Annotated in this window: 19 protein-coding genes and 2 pseudogenes; 10 read left to right on the forward strand and 11 right to left on the reverse strand. The window is 61.8% G+C overall.

What is annotated here, in order from left to right; all coding sequences use genetic code 11:
• Window positions 1–2 precede the first annotated feature (2 nt).
• From N008_RS01055 to N008_RS01070, 4 genes are all read right to left on the reverse strand, one after another.
• Window positions 3–260: a MarR family transcriptional regulator gene (locus N008_RS01055; protein ID WP_044013096.1), complete on the reverse strand. Its 258-nt coding sequence runs from the start codon at window positions 258–260 to the stop codon at window positions 3–5.
• Between the two features lie 67 nt (window positions 261–327).
• A complete protein-coding gene (locus tag N008_RS01060) occupies window positions 328–852 on the reverse strand; it encodes a c-type cytochrome (RefSeq protein WP_044013098.1) in 525 nt (174 codons plus the stop codon).
• A gap of 247 nt (window positions 853–1,099) precedes the next feature.
• Complete coding sequence (locus tag N008_RS01065; protein ID WP_044013100.1) at window positions 1,100–2,278, reverse strand: glycosyltransferase; 1,179 nt, start codon at window positions 2,276–2,278, stop codon at window positions 1,100–1,102.
• Window positions 2,275–3,339 carry a YbhN family protein gene (locus tag N008_RS01070; protein ID WP_081910534.1) on the reverse strand — a complete coding sequence of 355 codons (1,065 nt, stop codon included), beginning with the start codon at window positions 3,337–3,339 and terminating at the stop codon, window positions 2,275–2,277. Before N008_RS01070 ends, N008_RS01065 begins: the two co-directional genes overlap by 4 nt.
• A 96-nt stretch (window positions 3,340–3,435) precedes the next feature.
• On the opposite strand from N008_RS01070, the gene ruvC reads away from it, so the two are divergent.
• Both ruvC and N008_RS01080 read left to right on the forward strand, forming a co-directional pair.
• Window positions 3,436–4,065: a crossover junction endodeoxyribonuclease RuvC gene (ruvC, locus tag N008_RS01075; RefSeq protein ID WP_044018149.1), complete on the forward strand. Its 630-nt coding sequence runs from the start codon at window positions 3,436–3,438 to the stop codon at window positions 4,063–4,065.
• A 642-nt stretch (window positions 4,066–4,707) separates the two neighbouring features.
• Complete coding sequence (locus N008_RS01080) at window positions 4,708–4,926, forward strand: KTSC domain-containing protein (protein ID WP_044013102.1); 219 nt, start codon at window positions 4,708–4,710, stop codon at window positions 4,924–4,926.
• Window positions 4,927–4,936: 10 nt separating this feature from the next.
• On the opposite strand, the gene N008_RS01085 is transcribed toward N008_RS01080, so the two are convergent.
• Window positions 4,937–6,013: a tetratricopeptide repeat protein gene (locus N008_RS01085; RefSeq protein WP_044013103.1), complete on the reverse strand. Its 1,077-nt coding sequence runs from the start codon at window positions 6,011–6,013 to the stop codon at window positions 4,937–4,939.
• A gap of 63 nt (window positions 6,014–6,076) precedes the next feature.
• Window positions 6,077–6,868: a PhzF family phenazine biosynthesis protein gene (locus tag N008_RS01090; RefSeq protein WP_044018150.1), complete on the reverse strand. Its 792-nt coding sequence runs from the start codon at window positions 6,866–6,868 to the stop codon at window positions 6,077–6,079.
• Between the two features lie 128 nt (window positions 6,869–6,996).
• Between N008_RS01090 and N008_RS01095 the strand changes: the two genes are divergently transcribed.
• Window positions 6,997–7,545: an RNA polymerase sigma factor gene (locus N008_RS01095; protein ID WP_044013105.1), complete on the forward strand. Its 549-nt coding sequence runs from the start codon at window positions 6,997–6,999 to the stop codon at window positions 7,543–7,545.
• A 52-nt stretch (window positions 7,546–7,597) separates the two neighbouring features.
• Here N008_RS01095 and N008_RS23490 read toward each other — a convergent pair whose 3' ends face one another.
• Window positions 7,598–7,765, reverse strand: coding sequence for a hypothetical protein (locus N008_RS23490; RefSeq protein ID WP_197062920.1), 168 nt, complete (start codon window positions 7,763–7,765; stop codon window positions 7,598–7,600).
• Window positions 7,766–8,504: 739 nt separating this feature from the next.
• On the opposite strand from N008_RS23490, the gene N008_RS23495 reads away from it, so the two are divergent.
• Together N008_RS23495 and N008_RS01110 are read left to right on the forward strand one after the other, a co-directional pair.
• A complete protein-coding gene (locus tag N008_RS23495) occupies window positions 8,505–9,341 on the forward strand; it encodes a porin family protein (protein WP_197062921.1) in 837 nt (278 codons plus the stop codon).
• Window positions 9,342–9,412: 71 nt separating this feature from the next.
• Window positions 9,413–10,390 (forward strand): hypothetical protein, encoded by a 978-nt coding sequence (locus N008_RS01110; protein ID WP_044013110.1) that lies wholly within the window; start codon window positions 9,413–9,415, stop codon window positions 10,388–10,390.
• Window positions 10,391–10,516: 126 nt separating this feature from the next.
• On the opposite strand, the gene hutI is transcribed toward N008_RS01110, so the two are convergent.
• Window positions 10,517–11,776, reverse strand: a complete 1,260-nt coding sequence (gene hutI, locus N008_RS01115; protein WP_044013112.1) for an imidazolonepropionase — start codon at window positions 11,774–11,776, stop codon at window positions 10,517–10,519.
• Window positions 11,777–12,054: 278 nt separating this feature from the next.
• On the opposite strand from hutI, the gene N008_RS21145 reads away from it, so the two are divergent.
• Together N008_RS21145 and N008_RS01125 are read left to right on the forward strand one after the other, a co-directional pair.
• Window positions 12,055–13,641 (forward strand): T9SS type A sorting domain-containing protein, encoded by a 1,587-nt coding sequence (locus tag N008_RS21145; RefSeq protein ID WP_197062922.1) that lies wholly within the window; start codon window positions 12,055–12,057, stop codon window positions 13,639–13,641.
• A 149-nt stretch (window positions 13,642–13,790) separates the two neighbouring features.
• On the forward strand, window positions 13,791–14,312 hold the full coding sequence (locus tag N008_RS01125; RefSeq protein WP_044013115.1) for a 2'-5' RNA ligase family protein: 522 nt from the start codon (window positions 13,791–13,793) through the stop codon (window positions 14,310–14,312).
• Window positions 14,313–14,394: 82 nt separating this feature from the next.
• Here N008_RS01125 and N008_RS01130 read toward each other — a convergent pair whose 3' ends face one another.
• Window positions 14,395–15,933, reverse strand: coding sequence for an aldehyde dehydrogenase family protein (locus N008_RS01130; RefSeq protein ID WP_044013117.1), 1,539 nt, complete (start codon window positions 15,931–15,933; stop codon window positions 14,395–14,397).
• A gap of 678 nt (window positions 15,934–16,611) precedes the next feature.
• Between N008_RS01130 and pncA the strand changes: the two genes are divergently transcribed.
• Window positions 16,612–17,226, forward strand: a complete 615-nt coding sequence (gene pncA, locus N008_RS01140; protein ID WP_044013120.1) for a bifunctional nicotinamidase/pyrazinamidase — start codon at window positions 16,612–16,614, stop codon at window positions 17,224–17,226.
• Window positions 17,227–17,327: 101 nt separating this feature from the next.
• Here the strand turns inward: pncA and N008_RS01145 are convergent, their stop codons facing one another.
• Together N008_RS01145 and N008_RS21150 are read right to left on the reverse strand one after the other, a co-directional pair.
• Window positions 17,328–18,131 (reverse strand): class I SAM-dependent methyltransferase, encoded by an 804-nt coding sequence (locus tag N008_RS01145; protein ID WP_044013122.1) that lies wholly within the window; start codon window positions 18,129–18,131, stop codon window positions 17,328–17,330.
• Between the two features lie 8 nt (window positions 18,132–18,139).
• Window positions 18,140–18,469: pseudogene (locus N008_RS21150) on the reverse strand (BLUF domain-containing protein); the annotation flags it as partial.
• A gap of 355 nt (window positions 18,470–18,824) precedes the next feature.
• Here N008_RS21150 and N008_RS22165 point away from each other — a divergent pair.
• Together N008_RS22165 and N008_RS01160 are read left to right on the forward strand one after the other, a co-directional pair.
• A pseudogene (locus N008_RS22165) lies at window positions 18,825–19,576 on the forward strand (IS5 family transposase).
• 72 nt (window positions 19,577–19,648) lie between these two features.
• Window positions 19,649–20,740, forward strand: coding sequence for a mechanosensitive ion channel family protein (locus N008_RS01160; RefSeq protein ID WP_231569763.1), 1,092 nt, complete (start codon window positions 19,649–19,651; stop codon window positions 20,738–20,740).
• Window positions 20,741–20,749: the final 9 nt, after the last annotated feature.

The raw sequence follows: 20,749 nt of genomic DNA on the forward strand, positions 1-20,749 counted from the left end.
GGCTAGCGGGTGTTGTGCTGCAACAGGCCTTCCTTGGAAGCCAGAAACAGGCAATCCTGGCTGAGCGCCCCGAACGAGCTTTCCTCGTAGGCCAGCTCGGTGTCGGGGTCGGGCCAGTAGCTGCGGATGAGGCCGCGCTCGAGCAGGCTGCGCAGGTGCTGGGTCAGCTCGGCAGCCGGCAGGCCGGTTTTCTGGCGCAGGGCGGCAAAGGGAGTGACGAAATACAGCTCGTCGAGAATATCGAATTCGGGGTCAGTCACGGAGAGGAGGGCAAAGGCGGAAACAGGAGCCAAAGGTAGCAGCCCGCCCGCAATTCAGCGGTTTTTGTCAGTCGACCACTACCAAACCTGGGCCGGCAGTTTCGGCGAAGGCATCCTGCGAACGAACATAGAGCAGAATCTGCCGGATTTCGTCGTCGCTGAGCTGGAAGCTGGGCATCTGCTGCTTCTGGTACTGATTGAAAATCTTCACAGCGTACTCGTCGCCGCTGGCTACCACTTTGCTGGAGTTTTTAATCCAGGGAATCAGCCAGCTTTCGGGGCGGCGTTTGGCGAGCCCCGCCAGCGCCGGGCCCACTACCACGTCGTTGATGGCGTGACACTGGGCACAGTTGCCCTTGAAGAGGGCGTCGCCGGCGGCAATGGCGGCCGGGTCGGCGCCGGGCGGCAGCGGGGCGTTTGCCGTAGCGGAGTCAACTGCCAAGGGCGCTTCCGTCGGCTCCAAGACGTCGTTTGCCAGGCTTGGCGTTTCCTCATGCAGCAGCCCGGTCATGCTCAGAATAAACACCCCAATCGTGACGACCAACAGCGCCATAGCCGCCGGAAACACCAGTTCCAACCAGTTTCGGTTCATCGGTATAATGAAATAGGACAGGTAACCGCCGCTTTACCGCTACTATTTTATAGTACTGAGTCGTGAGTATTGAGCATAGACACCTTTGCCAATCCACTGCAAAACAATCAGTTGACAAGTCCAACTACTCAATACTCATATCTAACTACTACATACTAAATAACAACGTGCGACGCAGGCAGCGCACTATTGGCCGCCCTGTTGAAGTACGCTCCCGGCGGCCACAAACCCAACCTAATTCCGGCCTTTATTTCACCGGCCGGCCTTTCCAGACGTAGCCGCCGCGCAGGCCGGCCAGCCCCACCAGCAGCGCATACGGCGCGTAGAGTAGCTGTAGCACCGGCACCCAGCGCAGCCAGCGCCGCTGCCCCAGAAACTGCAGCACCGGCGCCAGAAACCAGTAGTCGGCGCCCAGCTTGAGTGCCCAGGCGGCGGCCACCCAGGGCGCCAGCGCCGGTTGCCAGCACAGCGCCGCCAGGCCGGCGGCCAGCGCCACGTTGGCCAGCAGCACCAGCACCGCCAGCTGTTGCGAGGGCGCGTGCCGGTAATGCCGCCACTTGCTGGCCCAGCGCACCCGTTGCTGCAGCAGCGCCGCCAGCGTGGCCGGACCGGCGGTGCGCACAATGGCGGCCGGGTGCTTCAGAAACCGGATGCTGCCCGGAAAGGCCGCGTGGAGCTTGTGCAGCAGGAATTCGTCGTCGCCGCTGGGCAGGTGCTCGTTGCCAGCGAAGCCCTGCACGGCCGCAAAAGCATCGGGGCGGTAGGCCAGGTTGGCGCCGTTGCACATGGTGGGCTTGCCGGCCGCAATGCCCGCCGCTCCCGTGCCCACCAGCCCGGCAAACTCCAGCCCCGACAACTGCTGCAGCCACGTGCTGGCCCCGGTCAGCAGCACCGGCCCGCTCACGAAGCGCACCTCGGGGCCAGCCTCGGCCAGCAGGGCGGCGTAGCTACGGAGCCAGTCGGGACCCACGCGGCAGTCGGCGTCGGTGCACACCACCCACGGGGCGCGGGCCTGCGCCAGGGCCACCTGAATGGCCGCTTTTTTCCCAACTCCGGCCCCGGGCATGGCCGCCAGCCGGATAAGGCGCAACTCGTAGGATGCAGCGAAATCGGCCACCACGGCCGCCGTGTCGTCGGTGGAATGGTCGTCCACGACCAGCACTTCAAAGGAATCGGCCGGCACCGTTTGGCGGGCCAGCTGCTGCAGCAGCTGCGGCAGATTGGCGGCTTCGTTGCGGGCCGCAATTAGCACCGAAAAGCGCAGCGGTGCAGCCTGCATGTTGTTTCTGACAGGCTGCCACGCCAAGTCCTCCCTCCTATCAAAGCTCACAACCGGCAGCTGCTGCCAGGCCCGGCGGAAGCCCAGCATCCGCAGCGCGTAGAGCAGCGGCGCAGCCAGCAGCAGCAGTCCAGGTAGCGTGCTCATACGGCGGGCGGTGTTGAGGCGGCGGAATCGGCCTGGCGGCGCTTGCGCAGCACTTTCAGGCGCAGCACAAACAGCAGTCCGGTGGCACTGGGCAGGGCAATGTTGAGAATCCAGAGGCTGAGGCTGGCGCTGAGCACCGGCAAGGCCGGCTCGCCCAGCAGCCCAAACAGGTGGGTGGCCGACAGCTCGCGCACGCCCACATCGGCCAAAGCATTGAGCGAGGGCACCAGCGACTTGAGCAGGAACGTGCCCGCCACCGCCGCTGTGCCCGGCCCCAGCGCGGCCTGGGTGCCGTAAGCCTTCAGCAGCAGCCCAAACTGCGCGCAGAACACCGCGTACCGCAGCCCCGACAGCGCCAGCACCGCATGAATGGCCGGCGCCCGGTAGGTGGGCATCACGGCCAGAAACCGCCGAAACCGCCGCAGAGGCCGCACCGCCATCAGCACAGCCAGCAGCAGCCGGGAGCGGTAGAGCGGCAGCAGCACGGCCGCATTCAGCAGCACGGCCGCCACCACGGCCCCCAGCTGGCTGGCCGGGTAGCCGCGCAAATAAAACCGCAGCAGAAAGTACAGCAAGCCCGCCGAACCAGCCAGCACCGTAACCACCAGTTGGGCGTAGCGGCCCAGAAACACGGCCCCCAGCGCATCGAGGCGGCGGCTTTTGAGCTCGATGATGCGGCCGGCGTAGTCGCCAACGCGGTTGGGCGTTACGAAGCCCAGCGTGAGCCCCACCAGCACCGCCCGGAAGCTGCGCCGGAACGATACCGGCTCCAGGTGCCTAGCCAGGCGCCACCATTTCCAGGCCTCCACGCCCCAGTTCACGGGCACCAGCGCCAGGGCCAGCAGCACCGGCCCGCGCCCGCCCCCCGTGAAGGTGGCCGCCAGCAGGCCGCGCCAGGCCGCCGCCGTGGCGCCATCGGCAAACACCGAGTGGTAGAGCAGCCCCAGCGTGAGGGCCGTGATAAGCAGCTTGCCCGCCACCACCAGCCCCTGCCCCCGGCGGGCGGCAGTGGCCGGCTTTTTTTCCGGCTTTTGGACGTAGTTTTGTAGATGCCGGGGCAAGTGGAGGAGGCGCTTTCGGTTGAAGGCGGCAAGTTACCGACGAAAATCAACGCCCGCTTTGCTTCGCCCGGATTCTCTGCCCCGTTTGCCTCGCCCATGATTCTGCCCCTCGCCCCTACCGACCTGCTGCCCAAGATTATCATGGGCGTCGACCCCGGCACCAACCTGATGGGCTACGCCGTGATTGAGGTGCAGGGCCAGCGGGTGCGCATGCTGGAGTACGACGTGATTGACATGCGCAAGCTGGGCACCAACCACGCCCTCAAGCTCAAGCGCATCTTCGAGCGCATGACCGAGCTCATCGACGAGCACCTGCCTGACGAACTGGCCATCGAAGCGCCGTTTTTTGGGGTGAACGTGCAGAGCATGCTCAAGCTGGGCCGGGCCCAGGGCGTGGCCATTGCCGCCTGCCTGGCCCGCCAGATTCCGTACGTGGAATACGCGCCCACCAAGGTCAAGCAGGCCGTGACGGGCTCCGGCAACGCCAGCAAGGAGCAGGTGGCCCACATGCTCCGCCAGACCCTGAAGCTGCCGCCTATCGAAGAGGCGCCCAAGTTCCTAGACGCCACCGACGCGCTGGCCGTAGCCATGTGCCACCACTACCAGAAGGGCAACAACGTGAAAGCCGGCAGCAAAAGCTGGGGCAAGTTCCTAGCCGACAACCCCGATAAAATGGCGGCCACTACGACTATTAAGAAGCCTGTTCGTAAGAAGCCCGCGGCGTAGGGAAGATTTAGCACAATTCAACTTCTCGGACAGACTTTGAGACATGAGGAAAAGGTATTGGCTCCTGCTAGCTTTCTTGGTCGCGTTAGGTTTCCAGGAGTTGGATTCAATTCTATTTGCTAAACCACTCAAAGTCAGCGTTACTGATGATAAGCCCGGCGCCTACGTAGAACTAGAATTGTCCACAGGATGGCGGGATTATCAATATGTTACCGTCACGTATGGGTACCCAACTGGATTATTTGCCAAGGATAAACAGGAGCGCTTAGGTAGGTACACTCTATCGACGTCAGCTGGATATGTCCATTATAGTGACTTTACCCCGGAATGGCATCACCCACAGTTTCTGATCGTGCATACGCGCAATTATCCTGACTTAGTCATTAACCTAGCTCAACATCAACTGGAAGGATCAGTCCCCAATTGACTTGACAGCAGTTGTTACTCAATTAACTACAGCGTTGCCAAAATGAGGAGTATAACTATCAAAAACCTAGATTTAAGCAATGAACTTTGGTTCTTAAGGTTCATAGAATAATTTATAAACATAATAATGTTTCCTTCTGTCACCTTGAAAAGGTACTATTTCCTCTCATCACTCAGACATTCTCTACATTTTACAAAACACCCTTTACCTATTCCATGCAGCGCCGCCCCGTTCGTTCTACTTCCCTGAAAGCCGTGGGCTACGAGGCCGCCACGCAGACGCTGGAAATTGAATACCGCCACGGCGGGCTGGTGCGCTACACCGGCGTGCCGGCCGCCATTCACGCGGCGCTGCTGCAGCTGCCCAACAAGGCGCTGTTTGTGGAGCAGGTGCTGGACCGCAACGACTACGGGCGCGAGCAGTTGCGTAACTGACAACAGCGTGTTAGTCACGCCATTTATAGGCACGCATAAAACTCACCAGCGACTGCATCTCCTTTTCATGTTGCTGCAGCCATTCACGCACATACGGCTTTTCGTCGTCGGAAAGGTGAATAAGATAGGCTAAGGTGGTTGTGTGACCGGCATCCTGCAAAGCGTTGAAGAATGGGGCGTAATGCTGATAAGCAAAGCCCTGAGGCACATCCTTTCCTTTCTTCAAGCTCTGGCAAAACAGCTGAAACTGAAAGCTAAAAGTTTCGACAGGGTTACTGGACAGCTCAGGTGGAAGATTATTCATCGTGCTGAGCATAGATAGCATCAACTCCTGTGTGGCAGCGTTCTGCTTGGCATTTTTCTGCTTTTGCGAACCTTTATGCTTGGCATCTTTCGGATCCACTTCAACCGTGATAATGGTACCTCCATTATCAGTTTTTTTGACTCCGCTGCTCATCAACTTATGCAGCATAGTCAGGTGCTCATACGACCGTTTAGAATTGGGCTCAAGCATCAGGAATGCAACATTAGCCAGCACGGCAGGGATTCTTTTGCCCTCAGTGACCATAGCGTCGGCCCAAGCGCCATTGGAGTTGGCATGGTATGGATTCGCTACTATAGCCTGCTGATAAGACATCAGTGCGTCCGCTGGTTTATTCATGCTTTGTTGCGTGACGCCTAGATTGTAAAGAAGTAAAAAGTTGCCTGGAAACTCTTTTAGCCCCTCTTTGTAAACCTGCTCTGCCTCGGCAGGCTTTTCCAGAGCGTCCAAGCTATTCGCACAGGTGGCATATAGGTTAGGTCCCTTATTGCCAGGGGTGTCCAACGCTTCACGGCACAGCTCTACCGCTTCCTTATACTTGCCAATTTGATTAAATGTCAGAGCTAGTTCCGCTTTGGCGGTTATGTTATTAGGCTGCACAACCAATGCTTGCTGGTATTTGGCTATAGCGGCTTCATACTTGCCCTGGTCGTGGAGCTCTACGCCCTGTTTCACCAAGTCCTGGCTGGAGGTTTGCGCCGACGCGAACTGGCTGGAAAGGCTGAGCCCCAGGGTCAGCAGCAAACGGGTATAGCGGTTAGACATAATGGAAAAAGTATTCGGTGTGATGCTGATTTAAAGTAATAGGGTTGGCCGTCGACAGATTTATTATACCTCAATCTCGCCGCGCAAATACGTGACGGCGTGGCCGCTCATCAGCACCCGCTCGCCGCGCAGCTCACACCACAGGTCACCGCTGCGGGCCGATACCTGGCGGGCGTGCAGGTGCAGCTTGCCCAGCCGCTCGGCCCAGTAGGGCACCAGCGTGGTGTGGGCCGAACCCGTCACCGGATCCTCGGGCACGCCCACCCGGGGCCCGAAAAAGCGCGACACGAAGTCCATCCCGTCGGAGCCGGGGGCGGTGGCAATAACGGCGCGGTATTCCACTTTGATGAGGTGCGCCATGTCGGGCTTCAGGGCCCGCACTTCGGCTTCGGTGGCGAAGACGCAGACCAGGTCGGGGCCGGCTAACAGCTGCAGCGGGGTAGCGCGCAGGCCGTCGAGCAGGCCGTCGGGATGCTGCTGAATGGGGTGCGGCGGCCGGGCCGGGAAGTCGAGGGTGAGCATGCCGGCCTCGGCCTGGCTGACGCGTAGCGGGCCGCTTTTCGAGTGAAACACGATTTCAGCGCCCTCAAAGCCTAAATGCCGATACAGTACGTGGGCCGAGGCCAGGGTGGCGTGGCCGCACAGCTCCACCTCCACGGCGGGTGTAAACCAGCGTAGCTCATATTCGCCATCGGGCCGGGGCACGAAGAAAGCCGTTTCGGCGAGGTTGTTTTCGGCGGCTATGGCCTGCATGGTTTCGGCAGGCAGCCACTCGGTGAGGGGGCATACGGCGGCGGGGTTGCCGGCAAAGGGCCGGTCGGAAAAGGCATCAACCTGGTAGATGGGCAGCGTCATGGGGCGAATGTAGCAGTTTATGCCGCTTTTTTTGGGGCGCACGCAACCCTTCCTGGCAGTGGCCGGTCATGGGGGCAGAAACCGGTTACGCTGATTGTTTATTCGCTATTTCTCCGCCTACCCCGCGCATGCCGCAGCCCCTTACTGATCTACTGGCCGACTGCCGGCGCGGGAGCCCTGCTGCCCAGCGGGCGCTTTATGAGCGGCTGGCCTACCAGTTAATGGGCGTGTGCTTGCGCTACTGCCCTAGCCAGGCCGAGGCGGAGGATGCGCTGCAGCTCACGTTCATCAAAATTTTCACCCGCCTGGATCAATACCGGGAGCAGGGGCCCTTTGAAGCCTGGGCCCGCCGGATTGCCGTCAATACTTCGCTCAATGCCTATCAGCAGCACCGCCAGCGGGCCCCGCAGGTAGACTACGAGGCCGCCGCCAACGTGCCCCACCCCGACGGCACGGCTCTCGACCAGCTCTCCGCCGATGAGGTGGTGGCATTGATCAACACCCTGCCCATCGGTTACCGCACGGTGCTCAACCTATACGCCATTGAGGGCTACTCGCACCAGGAAATTGGTGAGCTGCTGGGCATTTCGGAGGGCACCAGCAAGTCGCAACTGTCGCGGGCGCGGCGGTTGCTGGAAGAACGCCTACTGGCCAACAACAACTTCACTTTGTCATGACGGAGCGCGAATCAGAAGAGTTGTACGAAGAACTACGGCGCAAGCTGGAGGGCTACGGCAGCACGCCCCCGCCCGACATGTGGGCGGCCATCCAGCGGCAGCTGCCTCCGGTAGCGCCGGTAGAGCCTGCCCGGCCACTGCCCCGCCAGGCTTTGCGGCTACGCTGGGCGCTGGCATTGCTGCTGCTGATAGGCGTGGTCGTGGTGGGCGTGCTGGCCATTCGCCCGGCTTCCCGTCCTGAAGTTGCCGCTGTTCCAGCTGCTCCCAATCTGCCAGCTGCTTCTACCAGAAAGAATGCGCCTGGCCGCCTGGCTACTGCGGCAGAGCCCTCTGCGCCAGTTACTGCTGCTCAACCAGATGGGTACGTTTCCTCTGCCAGAAACCCGGATTCTCCCGCCGATGCTGCCAATGGTCATAATGGCTCAGCCGAGACCGAATCAGCAGCGAATGCAACGCAGCAGGCTCCTCGCGCCACGGCAGCGGCTTCTACGGCAGAGGCTGAGGCGGCGTCTGTAGTAGCTTCGCCGCGGGCTGCTGCGGGACGCCGACAGCAGCGTCCCGCCCTGGCTGGTACCGTGGCTTCGGATAACCCACGGACTTCGCGCACCGCAAGCCGGCCTGCTTCGCAACTGCTGCGCGATACGCCACCGTCAAAGCTCACCATTGGTAGCGCCAGCGCAGCACCAAGCCAGCCAACCGTCCGCCACACCGGCCAATCAGCGCCTGCCAGCTCCCCCAGGCTTCCCGCTCGCTCGCTGGCAGCAGCTATACTTCCAGACTCCGCCGTTTCGTCGGCGGAAGCAAGCCGGCTGCCGACCGTTGCGGCCAACAAACCGCAGCCCGGCGCTGCCGCCATAACCCGACTTCAGCCTGATTCCGCTGGAAACCGCCGCCTGCAACCCAGCGAAGGGAGGCAGGCTGATTCCGGCAGTCTTCACGCCACGATACCCGCGCCAGAGTTGGGTATCGGTAGTCGGCAGCCTGCTCCTGAGTTGCGGCTGGCGCTGCTGTTTCCCGTTGGCAGCCTGCTCCCGCGAGTGGCGCAGCTGCCGCAGTTTGCTGCCGAATTGCCGGTCGTTCAGCCGGTGACGATGGCGCCGCAGGTGCCGCGCCCGGCCAGCCGCTGGGCGGTGGAAGTGCTGGCGGGCCCCGCCATCAGCTACCGGCAGCTGGGAGCCACGGACTCCACGAGTCTCAGCGCATTGGAGCGGCCGGCTCTCACTTTTGCTGGCCAGATGCAGGTGCGCTATGCCCTCACGCCCCGGCTGAGTATGAGTGCAGGCCTGGGCCATACTACCTATGGCACCCGCCTGAACCTGCTGCTCCAGTCCCGGCGCGATTCGGCTGGCACCCTGCAATCCGTGCAGCAGCGCGATACCTACCGCTACTTCACCTTGCCGCTGCAGGCGCAGTACCAACTGGGCGGCCAGACGCGGCTCCGCTACGGCCTGACCGCCGGGGCCGCCCTGGAAATGTACGCCGGCGGCCGCACCAGTGGCAGCACCGCCTGCACCTGCAGCCAGCAGCAGACCTGGTCGGCCACGAACAGCCCGTTTCGGCGGCTGGGCGTGAGCCTGACGGCCGGCCTGGATGTGCGCTACGCCCTCACGCCCCGCCTCCACCTGCTGCTGCAGCCCACTGGCCGCTATGCGCTGGTTTCTATTGTGGCGCCGGGCACCGTCGTGCCGGCGCCGATGCCGCCGTCCGGCGGCAATCCTCCTCCTTCTACTACCCTTCCAGCCCGCCACCCGTTTGCGGCCGGCTTGCTCACAGGCTTCTCTTTCGACCTGCGCTAAAGCCCCCCGACTGGCCAGCGGGCCGGCTGCTGCCAGGTTTTATTTCCCCACTATTTCATTGTTCCTGACCTATGAAAATTCGGTTGATGGGCCTCATGGCCATGATGTTGCTGCTGGGCAGCTGTAAGAAAGACGCCGACTTGATTGAAGTACCGAACTGCGACCTGACGGTGCCTGCGCCTCCTGTGCAGCACATTTTATCCAAGTATGCCATGCCCGAGCAGCAGTTTTATATCCGACCGGGTATCGATACTACGATTCGTACGGCCAGTGCCTACCGCATTACCATACCAGCCGGCCTGCGTCGGATCTACGGGCAACCCATGTCCGGCAGCCTGGTGCAGGTGCGGGTGCGCGAGATTACCAAGCGCAGCGAAATGATCTTCTCGCACGCGCCTACAATTTCGGATGGGCGGCTGCTAGAATCGGCGGGCATGTTCAGCATCAGACTTTCGCAGGATGGGCAGCAGGTTGTGCTGGCTCCGAATGCCAGCCTTGATGTTACCACCGTGCTGCCGCCTGCCCTGAGCACCACTGCTGGTATGGGTCTGTTTTCGGCCCTTAGCAGCCCTGCTGACTCCTCCCTGATCGGCTCTTGGTTTCCGTTGCAGCCAAGCAATATCACTCTCTTTCCTGGCTCGGGTACTGCTACCGGGTTTCAGGTATCGTTGAGCGCTGGGCTTTATAACGCCAGTGCCAACCGCCTGAACTGGATCAACTGCGACCGGTTTGTGACGGCCAGCCCGCTCACGACGGTGCAGGTACGCGCCACCCGACCCGGCATCACCAGTGCCAATACCATCGTGTATCTGGCTTTCAACACGCTCAATTCTGCCCTCAGGGTCTATCCTGCCGCTTCAGCTTCTGATACATTTGTGGCCGGCCAGGTGCCGCAAGGGTACTCCGTAACGGCCGTGGTTCTGCACATGGATGGCAACCAACTCTACTTCGGCAAGCAGACCGCCACGGTAGCAGCCAACCAGACCTTTGCCCCCACCCTGCGCGCCGTAACGGAAGCCGAAATGGTAGCTGAAATCCGGGCTTTATAGCATCTATCTGCCAGCAACACTTATCCGACTCCACTTATCCAGCCTACTCATTATCCTCTATTCGCTAATGCCCGAGGGGCGCCGCACATATGCGGTGCCCCTCGTCGTTACATCGGCTACGGTAGACTAATCTAACTTCCCGCCTATCACCACGTGCCGAACCGGATTTTCGCCGAGCCAGTACGGGATTTCCTCGTAGTTGCGCACGTCTAGCACCAGCAGATCGGCGCGCTTGCCGGGTTCTAGGCTGCCGCAGTGCTTCTGCTGGCCAATGGCCCAGGCAGCATTGATGGTGGCGGCGGCCAGGGCTTCGCGCGGCGTGAGCCCCATTTTCAGGCAGGCCATACTCAAGGCCAGCCACAGGTTTTTGCTGGGACAGGAGCCGGGGTTGAAGTCGGTGCTGATGGCTACCGGCAAGCCGGCCTCAATGAAGGCCCGGCCGGGCGCGTACCGGTCCTGGCGCAAAAACAGTGGCACCAGCGGCAGCAGTACCGCCACCGTTTGGCCCTGGGTTTGGGTGGCAATGCGGGCGGCGGCAGCCGGCGTCAGGTAGTCGGCGTGGTCGATGCTGACGGCGCCCAGCGTGGCGGCCATTTCGCAGCCGCCCAGGTCGTGCAGCTGTTCAGCGTGGATTTTCAGGCCGAATCCCAGGGCCTGGGCCTGCGCCAGATACTGCCGGGCTTCCGGCACCGAGAAGGCGCCTTCTTCGCAGAAAATATCCACGAATGGCACGTCTTCGGGGCTCAGTTGCGGCAGCACGTCGCGCACCAGCATCTGCAGGTAGTCGGCGGGGCGGCCCTTGTACTCGGGGCCGGGCACGTGGGCGCCCAGAAACGTGGGCACGACCCGCACCGGCTGGCGGCGGCCGGCCTCCTGCGCCACCCGCACCAGCCGTAGCTCGGTTTCGGCATCGAGGCCGTAGCCGCTCTTGGCTTCCACCGTCGTGACGCCGTAGCGCCGGAAGCCGGACAGATGGTGCAGCGCGTTTTCCAGCAGCTCCGCGTCGGAGGCGGCGCGGGTGGCGCGCACGGTGCTCAGGATGCCGCCGCCACTGGCCAGAATGTCGAGGTAGGTTTCGCCCTGCAGCTTGCGCTGGAACTCATGGGCGCGGTTGCCGCCGAATACGAGGTGGGTGTGGCATTCCACCAGGCCCGGCATCACTACCCGCCCGCCCGCATCCAGCACTTGCGTGGCCGCCGTCACGTGGGTTTCCTCCAGCTCCGACATGTGCCCGAGGGCCACTATCCGGTCGTTTTCGCAGGCAATGAAGCCATTTTCCAGGACGGGCCAGGCCTGCAGTTGCGCTCCGGTGAGCGGGCCTTGGGCCTCGCTGCCGGCCATCGTAAGCAGTTGGCCGCAGTTGCGAATCAGGAGAGAGTAAGGCATTGGCGGAAGGGAGAAAGGCTGGAAAGTGGGCCTGAAATTCAAATATGCACAGTTCTGCCTAACCAGCTGGCGCCCCAGCCTCTGCCTTGACTGTTTCGGATTTTCCTCGTAAATTGACTTATCACTATATTAATTATACAGCACCTTACACTTCAGCTTCTGTATCTATTTGGGAAAAGACAGTATCAATCAACCTGACATCCGGAATCGCAGTTATTCGTATTCAGTGCATTGTTTGCTTATCCTGTCGCATGGTTGCTTCTCCAGCACTTCCCATTATGAAAAAGACTCTACTCGCTTTTCTGTTGTTTATGGGGAGTGGTCAGCTGCTGGCCCAGCTACCTACCAGCAGCTTCGCCGTGACATCAGCCTGCCCGGCCAATGCAGGCAATCCGTCGGTGCTGCAGCAAGTGAATACCGATGGCTCGCTCACGCCTATTGGCACGGTCACCAGCAACGGCACGCCCCTTATCGTCAATGCCCTGGGCTCTGATGACAACGACCGGACAGCCATTTACGGGATGAATGTGGTGCAGCCGGTCACGGTGGCCAATTTCAACACGCCGCCCAACCTCTACCGCATCAGCCTGAGCACGGCCGAGGCCACCAATCTGGGTACCGTAACGCCGCCTGCCACTCCTGCTGATGTAACTACTCCAGCGCAACCCGGCGAATCCGGCTTTGTGGATACGCGCCTGACGCTCAATTTCATTGGTGACGGCGACGCCAGCTCCAACTACTACGTGGCGGGCGCCACGTTCCGGGTATTCTACGTCTTCGACTTCTCAATCCCATTTCCCTTCATACGCCCGGTGCGGGTATCAGACCTGCGGCTGTACGTGGGCGTGGTGGCGCTGCCTTCGTTCCCGGCCACGGGGCCGGTCTGGCGCCGCCTCAATACCTCCGACCCGGCTACGGCGGCCGTTATTGCCAGCTACCAGGCCGAGGTACAGACCTACCTGAACAACAACGGCACGACGCCGGTCCCACAGGGTGGCATTCAGGACTGGGTGTTTGATGTGCGCACCGGCAATCTAGTGAGCTACCTCGGCCAAGACGACCAGTTTATCACCATCAGCACGCCGGGTTCAGCACCGGTGGGCGTCACTACGCAGCCAACCACGCCTATTCCCACGCAGCAGGATATCGGTTCGATGTTTACGGACCGGGACGGCAACATTTATGCAGTAGACGCCGATGGTGGCACCATCTACAAGCTCGACCGGCTGACCGGCAACTATTCCGGCCAGTCGTACGGCGCGGCATTTGGCTGCTCCCGCGGCGACGCCGTGAGTTTGCCCGGAGCGCTGCCGCTGCCCGTTACGCTCACCGAATTCCGGGCCGAAGCGACAGGCCGGGCCGTGCGCCTGAGCTGGGCCACCGCCAGCGAGCAAAACGCCGACGCGTTTCTTGTGCAACGCCGCCACGAGGGGGCCGACTGGCGCACCATCCAGACAATCCGGGCCGGCAACCAATCCACGGGCCAGCGCTACTCCGCCCTGGATACGGCGCCGCTCAACGGGCAGCTCTACTACCGCCTGGCCATGCGCGACACCGATGGCACAGTGGCCTACTCGCCGGTGCAGGCCGTGCGGATGACTGGCAAGCTAGCCCCACAAACCTACCCCAACCCTGCCCCAGACGGTGTGCTGAACGTGCAGCTAACCGAACCCAGCACCACCGAAACCACGTTGGAGTTGCTCAGCACTACGGGTCAGGTAGTGCACCGGCTGCAGCCCGCCACCGGCCTCACCACCATCAGGCTGGATGCGCACACGTTGCCCGGCGGCCTCTACTACCTGCGCGTACGGCAGGCCAGCCAAACCAGCACCGTGCCGGTGGCCCTCACGCACCAAGGTCTCTAACTCCAGCCCTGCTCCTAGTATCTGACAATTTACGCTACGGCGCTTTCGGCCCAACAAACAGGCGGCAGAAGGCGCCGTATTGCGTGCTTTCCTTCGGCTCGTTTGCTGCCAAACCCAACCTAATAGGGCGCGTGGGGGTTAGGAGATACATGCCCGAACCTACTGCCCCGCTCATTCTCACGTTGGCGCTTGATGCTGACAGCCAACGATTCTTTGATGCGCTGCGGCAGCAGCACTTTCCACCGGAGCGCAACTTCCTGCAGGCCCACCTGACGCTATTCCACCATTTGCCCGGCTCCGATTACGCCCGCATCAGCCAGGAGTTGGCGGCGCTGGTGACTACTGAGCAGCCGTTGCCGCTGGCCGTTACGGGGCTCCGGTTTTTAGGCCGAGGCGTGGCTTACTCGCTGGAAAACAACCGCCTGCAGGTGCTGCACCAACAGCTCCAGACCATCTGGCAGGCAAGTCTCACACCGCAGGATCAGCAAAAGCTCAAGCCCCACGTAACGGTGCAGAACAAGGTAGACCCGGCCGTTGCGCGCAGCCTGCACCAGCAGCTGACCGCCGATTTTCAGCCCTTCGAGGCCACTGGCACCGGGTTGCAGCTTTGGGCTTACCGCGGCGGCCCCTGGGAGGCACTGCAGACGTTTGCTTTTGCCGCCAATACATAGAATCACGACACCTGTAAATATCAAAAGGGCGCGTAGCTTGAACTACGCGCCCTTTTGATATTTACAGGTGTGCTGTGGCCGCCTAGATTTTCTCTGGTAGCAGCGTGGCTTCCTCGAAGTTGCCCAGAATCGGCTTGTCGCCTTCCGTTACGGCTTCTACCAGCAGCGCGCCGCCTACGAAGGCGCCTTTCCAGGATTCGCCGAGGCCGCCGAATACTTCCTCCCGGTCGCCGCGGCTGCGGAGCTTGTTGATGCCCATTTTGAAGGCGCGCACTTCCTTGGCCGTGCGGGCGGCCCACTTCTCGTCGTCGGAAGCCAGGGCGCCCACCAGGGCGCCGTTGCTGATGTTCATTTCGCCCACCAGCTCTTCTACCCGGTCTACCAGCACGATGCTGTCGATGGGGCCGAAGGGCTCTTTGAAGTACAGCTCGCTCTGGCGCGGCAGGTTCACGAGGGCGCGGGGGGCGCGGTAGGCGCTCCTGTCCTGGCCGGGCAGGAACAGGCTTTCATCCAGTTTGCCCTCGTAGATGGGCGTGGCGCCGGTTTTGAGGGCGTCGGCGTAGAGGCGGTCCAGGTCTTCGGCCTGGGCGCGGTTGATAACGGGGCCGAAGGCCAGGTCGGGCAGCTTGTCGTCGGCTGAATCTACCAGCGTGGGGTTGCCTACTTTCAGGCCTTTGATGGTGTTCCAGTAGGTTTCCACGAACTGCGGAAACAGGCGGCGCTCCACCACGAAGCGCACGTAGGCCGTGCAACGCTGCTTGCCGTAGTCGTAGCCCTTCTTGAGCTGGTCGGAAAGGCCGTCCCAGTCCGAGAAGTTCCAGATGCCGTAGGTGTTCACGCCTTCCATTTCCAGCATGTAGCGCTTGTGCTCCGAGCTGAGGGCGTCGGCGATGTTGCGGCCGTTGTAGCGTCCCCCCACGAACGAGAGGCAGTCCACGGCGTCATTCTTCACCAGCACGTCGCTGAGTTCCCCACCCGAGCCGCTGACCAGCGTCACGGGCAAGCCGCAGCGACGGGCAATGGCGAAGGTCAAACTCAGGGAGATAAAACCGCCGTCAGTAGGCGTTTTGGCAATGACGGCGTTGCCGCATAGCGCCTGCACCAGCACCGCGTGCAGCAGCACCGACATGGGGTAGTTCCAGGAGGCAATGTTGCTGACCAGGCCCAGCGGCTTGCGCGTGCCCAGCATGCTTTCGATGTTGTCCACGTACCACTGCACGCCCTCAATGGCGCGGTCGATGTCGGTGAAGCCCAGCTTGTAGGTTTTGCCGATTTCCCAGATCAGCAGCTTGCCCACTAGGTCCACGTTGTCGCGCAGCTGGTTGAGGCAGTCCTGCACGCGGCGCTTGCGCTCATCCAGGTCCACGCGGGCCCAGTCGGCGGCTTCTTTTTTGGCGGCTGTCACGGCGCGCATGGCGGTGGCGTGGTCGAGCATGGGCAGGCTGCCGAGCTCGGTGCCATCCACAGGCGAGGTGAACGGGCGGGGTTTGCCGGGCTCCTGCCAGCGGCCTTCCAGCAGGTTGAGGAAGGCACCATCGGCCGCGAATACCTCGGGCGTAACGGCCTTCATCTGGTGCAGCAGGCTGCGGAACTCCACTTGGGGCGAAATGATTTTTGGCATAAGACAGGGAGAGTAGTTAAGTGGTTGGGTGCTGTCAGAACGATGCTTTCAAAAGTAGGTTTAGGGCAATTTGTTTTTGAAGCCATCCGGCGGAACCTCAGACCAAGACTGCCACCAGCCACAACATCCTAAGGTCCAATATACTGCTTTGAAGCTGGGGCTTCGAGGGGCGTCTGGCCTGTGAGGCACTGTACTATGTCAGCGGAGCCTGCAAGCCGCGGGGCGCGCTGCTGCAACTCGGTGGGCACCACGTCCTTTACCGGGTTAGTAACGGTCTTGGCCTGGATGACCTGCTTGAAAGACCAGCGGGTAACTTTCATAGAACGGGGGCCGGCCGCACCAACAGGCAGCGTTTTCTGCGCAATCGTTATCAGGAGAGTTGCCAACGCCCGCAGCAGCCACGTCGGGCCTGCGGCCTTACTCATTGCCAGTAGCCGCCAGTTTGTGGCTTTGCCCGCAACTATAGGCTACCCGCGCAAATGGGCTGTATGCTCGCGCCAAAGCGTCCGAATAGGGGCCTGACTGCAGCAGGATGGGGGTGGTTTCCGTAGTGTAGCCAAAGCCGGAAGCTGATGGCGCGAAGCTTTGTTTTGCGAAGCACCGGCAAGTTCGCGTTACATTTCTGCCGTTTTCTCATCTAGCCGCGGAGCCGGGGCTTCGCACTACCATTTTCTCCGAATGAAAGCTCTCCTGCTGATTGATATCCAGAACGATTTCGTACCTGGCGGCGCGCTGGCCGTGCCGGGCGGCGACGCGGTGATTCCGCTGGCCAATGCACTGCAGCCCCGGTTTGAGCTGGTGGTGGCCACCCAGGACTGGCACCCGGCCGGCCACGGCAGCTTTGCCAGCAGCCACGCGGGCCGGCAGCCGTTCGAGCAGACCGACCTGCACGGCCTGCCCCAGACGCTCTGGCCCGACCACTGCGTGCAGGGCACCACCGGCGCCGAGTTCCACCCTACCCTCGATCAGCACCGCATCGAGGCCATCTTCCGCAAAGGCACCAACCCCGACCTCGACTCCTACAGCGGCTTCTTCGACAACGGCCACCGCAAAAGCACTGGCCTCGCCGACTACCTGCGCGGCCGTGGCGTCCGGCAGGTGTACCTGGCCGGCCTCGCCGCCGATTATTGCGTGTACTTCTCCGCCAAAGACGCCCTGCAGGAGGGCTTTGAGGTGTTCTTCATTGAAGACGCCACCCGCGCCATTTCCGCAGAAGGCTACCAGCAGGCCCGCGCCGACCTTGAGCAACGCGGCGCCCGGTTTGTGACGGCGGCAGTAGCGCGAACTTTGTAGTTCGCGCCCCCGCGCCGTTCGAACGATAAAGCCTCCGCGCCTCTTGCAACTACCCTAACGGCGCGGGGGCGCGAACTGCAAAGTTCGCGCCCCCGCGCCGCTTACTCCTTTTGGGCCACCACCGAGTACACCATCGGCAGCTTGCCGCGCAGGTGCGGGAACTGGTAATGCCGCTCGCCCGCGTCTTCCAGGCCGGCGAAGCAGTTGTAGGGCGAGTAGTCGTACTCATCGAAGTGCCGGATTTCCAGGCCCTGGCCAAGCAGGGCACCCAGCACTTCGCTCAGGCTGTGGTTCCAGGAAACCGAGGTGGTTTCGATGGGCGCGGCGCGGTCGGCGTAAGTGCCGGTTTCTTGCTCCGTGATGGTTTCGCGGTTGAAGTAGGAGTAGTCGAAGCGGGTGAAGTTGTTGTCGAACATCCAGACTACAGGATGAAACTCCACCAGTATCAGACGGCCACCGGGCTTCAGAAAGTGGGCCACCACAGCCGCCCAGCGCTCCATATCGGGCAGCCAGCCCAGCACACCATAGGTGGTAAACACCACATCAAACTGCTGTTGCAGGTGCTGCGGCAGCGCGTACACATCGGCGCAGATGAACTGCGCATCCAGCCCTAGCTGCGCGTTCAGCTCCCGGGCTTTGGCAATGGCCACGTCCGACAGATCCACACCCGTTACGTGCGCCCCCAGCCGGCTCAGCGACAACGAATCCTGCCCGAAATGGCATTGCAGATGCAGCACGCTATGCCCTGCTACGTCGCCCAGCAGCGCTAGCTCAATGTCGTTCAGCGACGAGGCGCCAGCCAGAAAAGCAGGCACACTGTAGAACTCCGACGCCACATGATGGGTGGTTTTCGTGTTCCAGAGCGTGCGGTTGATGTCGGAGTAGTTAGCGGGATAGTCGGGCATGGGAAGTGTTAGGCATTGGCGGTATGGACAATAGCGAATTCACGCAGTACATCGAAAAACGGCCCATCCATGCTTGGCGGCCTGCTGGGCAAAAAGCTGGCGCTGCCGAGGTTGCGGTAGCCGGCCAGTTGCTCGAATTTTTCGGGGCTGGCCGTAGCAAAGCCCATCGACCAGTCGGGGAAAGAACGCTCGGGAATAGGGCCATCGGCCAGCTTGTAGATGTTCACATGGCGGATGTCGCGGGCAATGACGTCGTAGAGCTGCTGCACTGCCTGCTGCTCGCCTTCCAGCACTTGCAGAATTTCGCTGCCACTTACCAGCAGCAGGCCCGTGATGCAGCGCGCCTGGGTTTTTGCGCCGGGAGCGCAGCAACAATTCTTTTAGCTGCTGCTCGTCCAGGTCGCCGGTTGCTGCGCTACGATATACAATCCGATACATGCTAGGTATTGATAGTGGCTTTTCTGTCAGTATTGCTCAGACTTTGGTACAATTTATACTGGAAGAAATAAAAAATTTCAGCTTCACCCCAACCGCCGATCCACTGCCCGGCCCGCAGCCGCTACCTGCCCACATAGAACCTTTGGCTAGGCTGTGTCTGAAAAGGGGTGTTATGTATCTTAGGGTATGGCAGCACGGTATGAGTTAACAGATGCCCAATGGGCCGCGGTGGAAAGCGAATTGCCCCCACAACGTCTGGGGCGCCCCCGGCGCGATGACCGCCAGCAATGGAATGCCTTACTCTGGATCCTATGCACCGGAGCGCCCTGGCGGGATTTACCAGCACGCTACGGCCCCTGGCAAACGGCGTACGAACGATTTCGCCGGTGGGCCGCTGATGGCACCTTCGAGCGGGTGTTGCACCGCTTACGCCTGCGCCTGGATGCGGCCGGCTTGTTAGACCTGGACACGTGGCTGGTGGATTCGACCACGGTGCGGGCCACCAAAAGTGCGGCGGGCGGCACGAAAAAAAAGCCCAGTGCCTCGGGCGCAGCCGCGGCGGGCTGACCAGCAAGCTGCATGTAGTCTGTGATGGCGCGGGTACGCCGCTGGCCCTGCATCTGTCGGCCGGCCAGCGGCATGATGGGCCCCAGTTTGAACCGCTTTGTGAACAGGTGCGGGTGCGTCGACGCCCACGTCAACTCCTGGCCGACCGCGGCTACGACGCGGTCCACATTCGCCACTGGCTCCGTCGTCGTCGCATCCGGGCCGTCATTCCACGTCGGCAACCAGCCGCAGGCCGTCGCTGTCGGCGGCGAGGACGGCCACCCCGAATCGAGCCAACTCGCTATGCGCGGCGCAATGTGGTGGAACGCTTCTTTGGCTCGCTCAAAGAACATCGCCGCGTGGCCACGCGCTATGAGAAACACGACGCCCATTTCCTCAGCATGGCCTCGCTGGCCTGTATCCGCCGTATTTTGCAGCATCACTTTTCAGACACAGCCTAATGCGGCGGGTACATGGCAGCATTAGCCACCGGCCGCGGCCGGCCTCATGCGTCCCTGATCATGCCTTTTCAATTGCCAGACCTCCTTCCCGACCAAGTGGAAACCCTGCTCCGCACGCTGGGCATCGTGGCCGGCAGCCTGCTGGCCGGGTGGCTGCTGAAAGTGGCGGTGTTCGGGGTGCTGGCCGCCTACGTGCGGCGCGAGCCGGCCACGCTGCTGGCCAGCTCGGTGCTGCGCCACCTGCGCCAGCCCAGCGCGTGGTTTTTTCCGGTGCTGGTGCTCTCGTTCGTGCTGCCCCTCACGCCCCTGCAGGATCGGGCGCTGGAAGTGGCGCGGCGCTTCGTGGAAACGGCGCTGCTCACCACGTTTGCCTGGGGACTGGTGAAAACCGTGGACGTGGTGCAGGACTTGGTGCAACGGCACTACCACATCAACGGCGAGGACAACCTGCGGGTACGCAAGCTCTTTACGCAGCTGCAGTTCGTGAAAAAGCTCACCGTGTCGCTCATCATCTTCGTGGCCATTGCCCTCATTCTGATGAGCTTCGCCACGGTGCGTAAGATCGGGACGGGCCTGCTGACGTCGGCGGGTATTGCCAGCGTGATTGTGGGCTTTGCGGCCCAGCGCTCCATCGGCAACCTGCTGGCCGGCTTCCAGATTGCCTTCACCCAGCCCATCCGCCTCGACGACGTGCTGGTGGTGGAAGGCGAGTGGGGCCGGGTCGAGGAAATTACGTTTACGTATGTGGTGCTGCGCATCTGGGACGAGCGCCGGCTGGTGCTGCCGCTCAATTATTTCATCGAGAAGCCCTTCCAGAACTGGACCCGCACGACCTCGCAGCTGCTGGGCACCGTGTTTCTGTACACCGACTACACCCTGCCGGTGGAAGCCGTGCGCGCCGAGCTGCAGCGCGTGGTGGCCGCTCACCCGCTCTGGGACCAGCGCGTGTGTGTGCTGCAGGTCACGGACTCCAAGGAGCGTACCATCGAACTGCGCTGCCTGGTAAGTGCGGCCAACTCCAGCCAGGCGTTTGATTTGCGGTGCGCGGTGCGGGAGCAGCTCATTGGCTTCATTCAGCAGCACTACCCGCAGTGCCTACCCAAAACCCGCACCCTCACCGAGCCCACCGACCAGCCCTTCACGCCCGGCATCGTGGAGGAGTAAGGGGAACAA

This window comes from Hymenobacter sp. APR13, assembly GCF_000737515.1.
In the GTDB taxonomy this organism is placed as follows: Bacteria; Bacteroidota; Bacteroidia; order Cytophagales; family Hymenobacteraceae; genus Hymenobacter.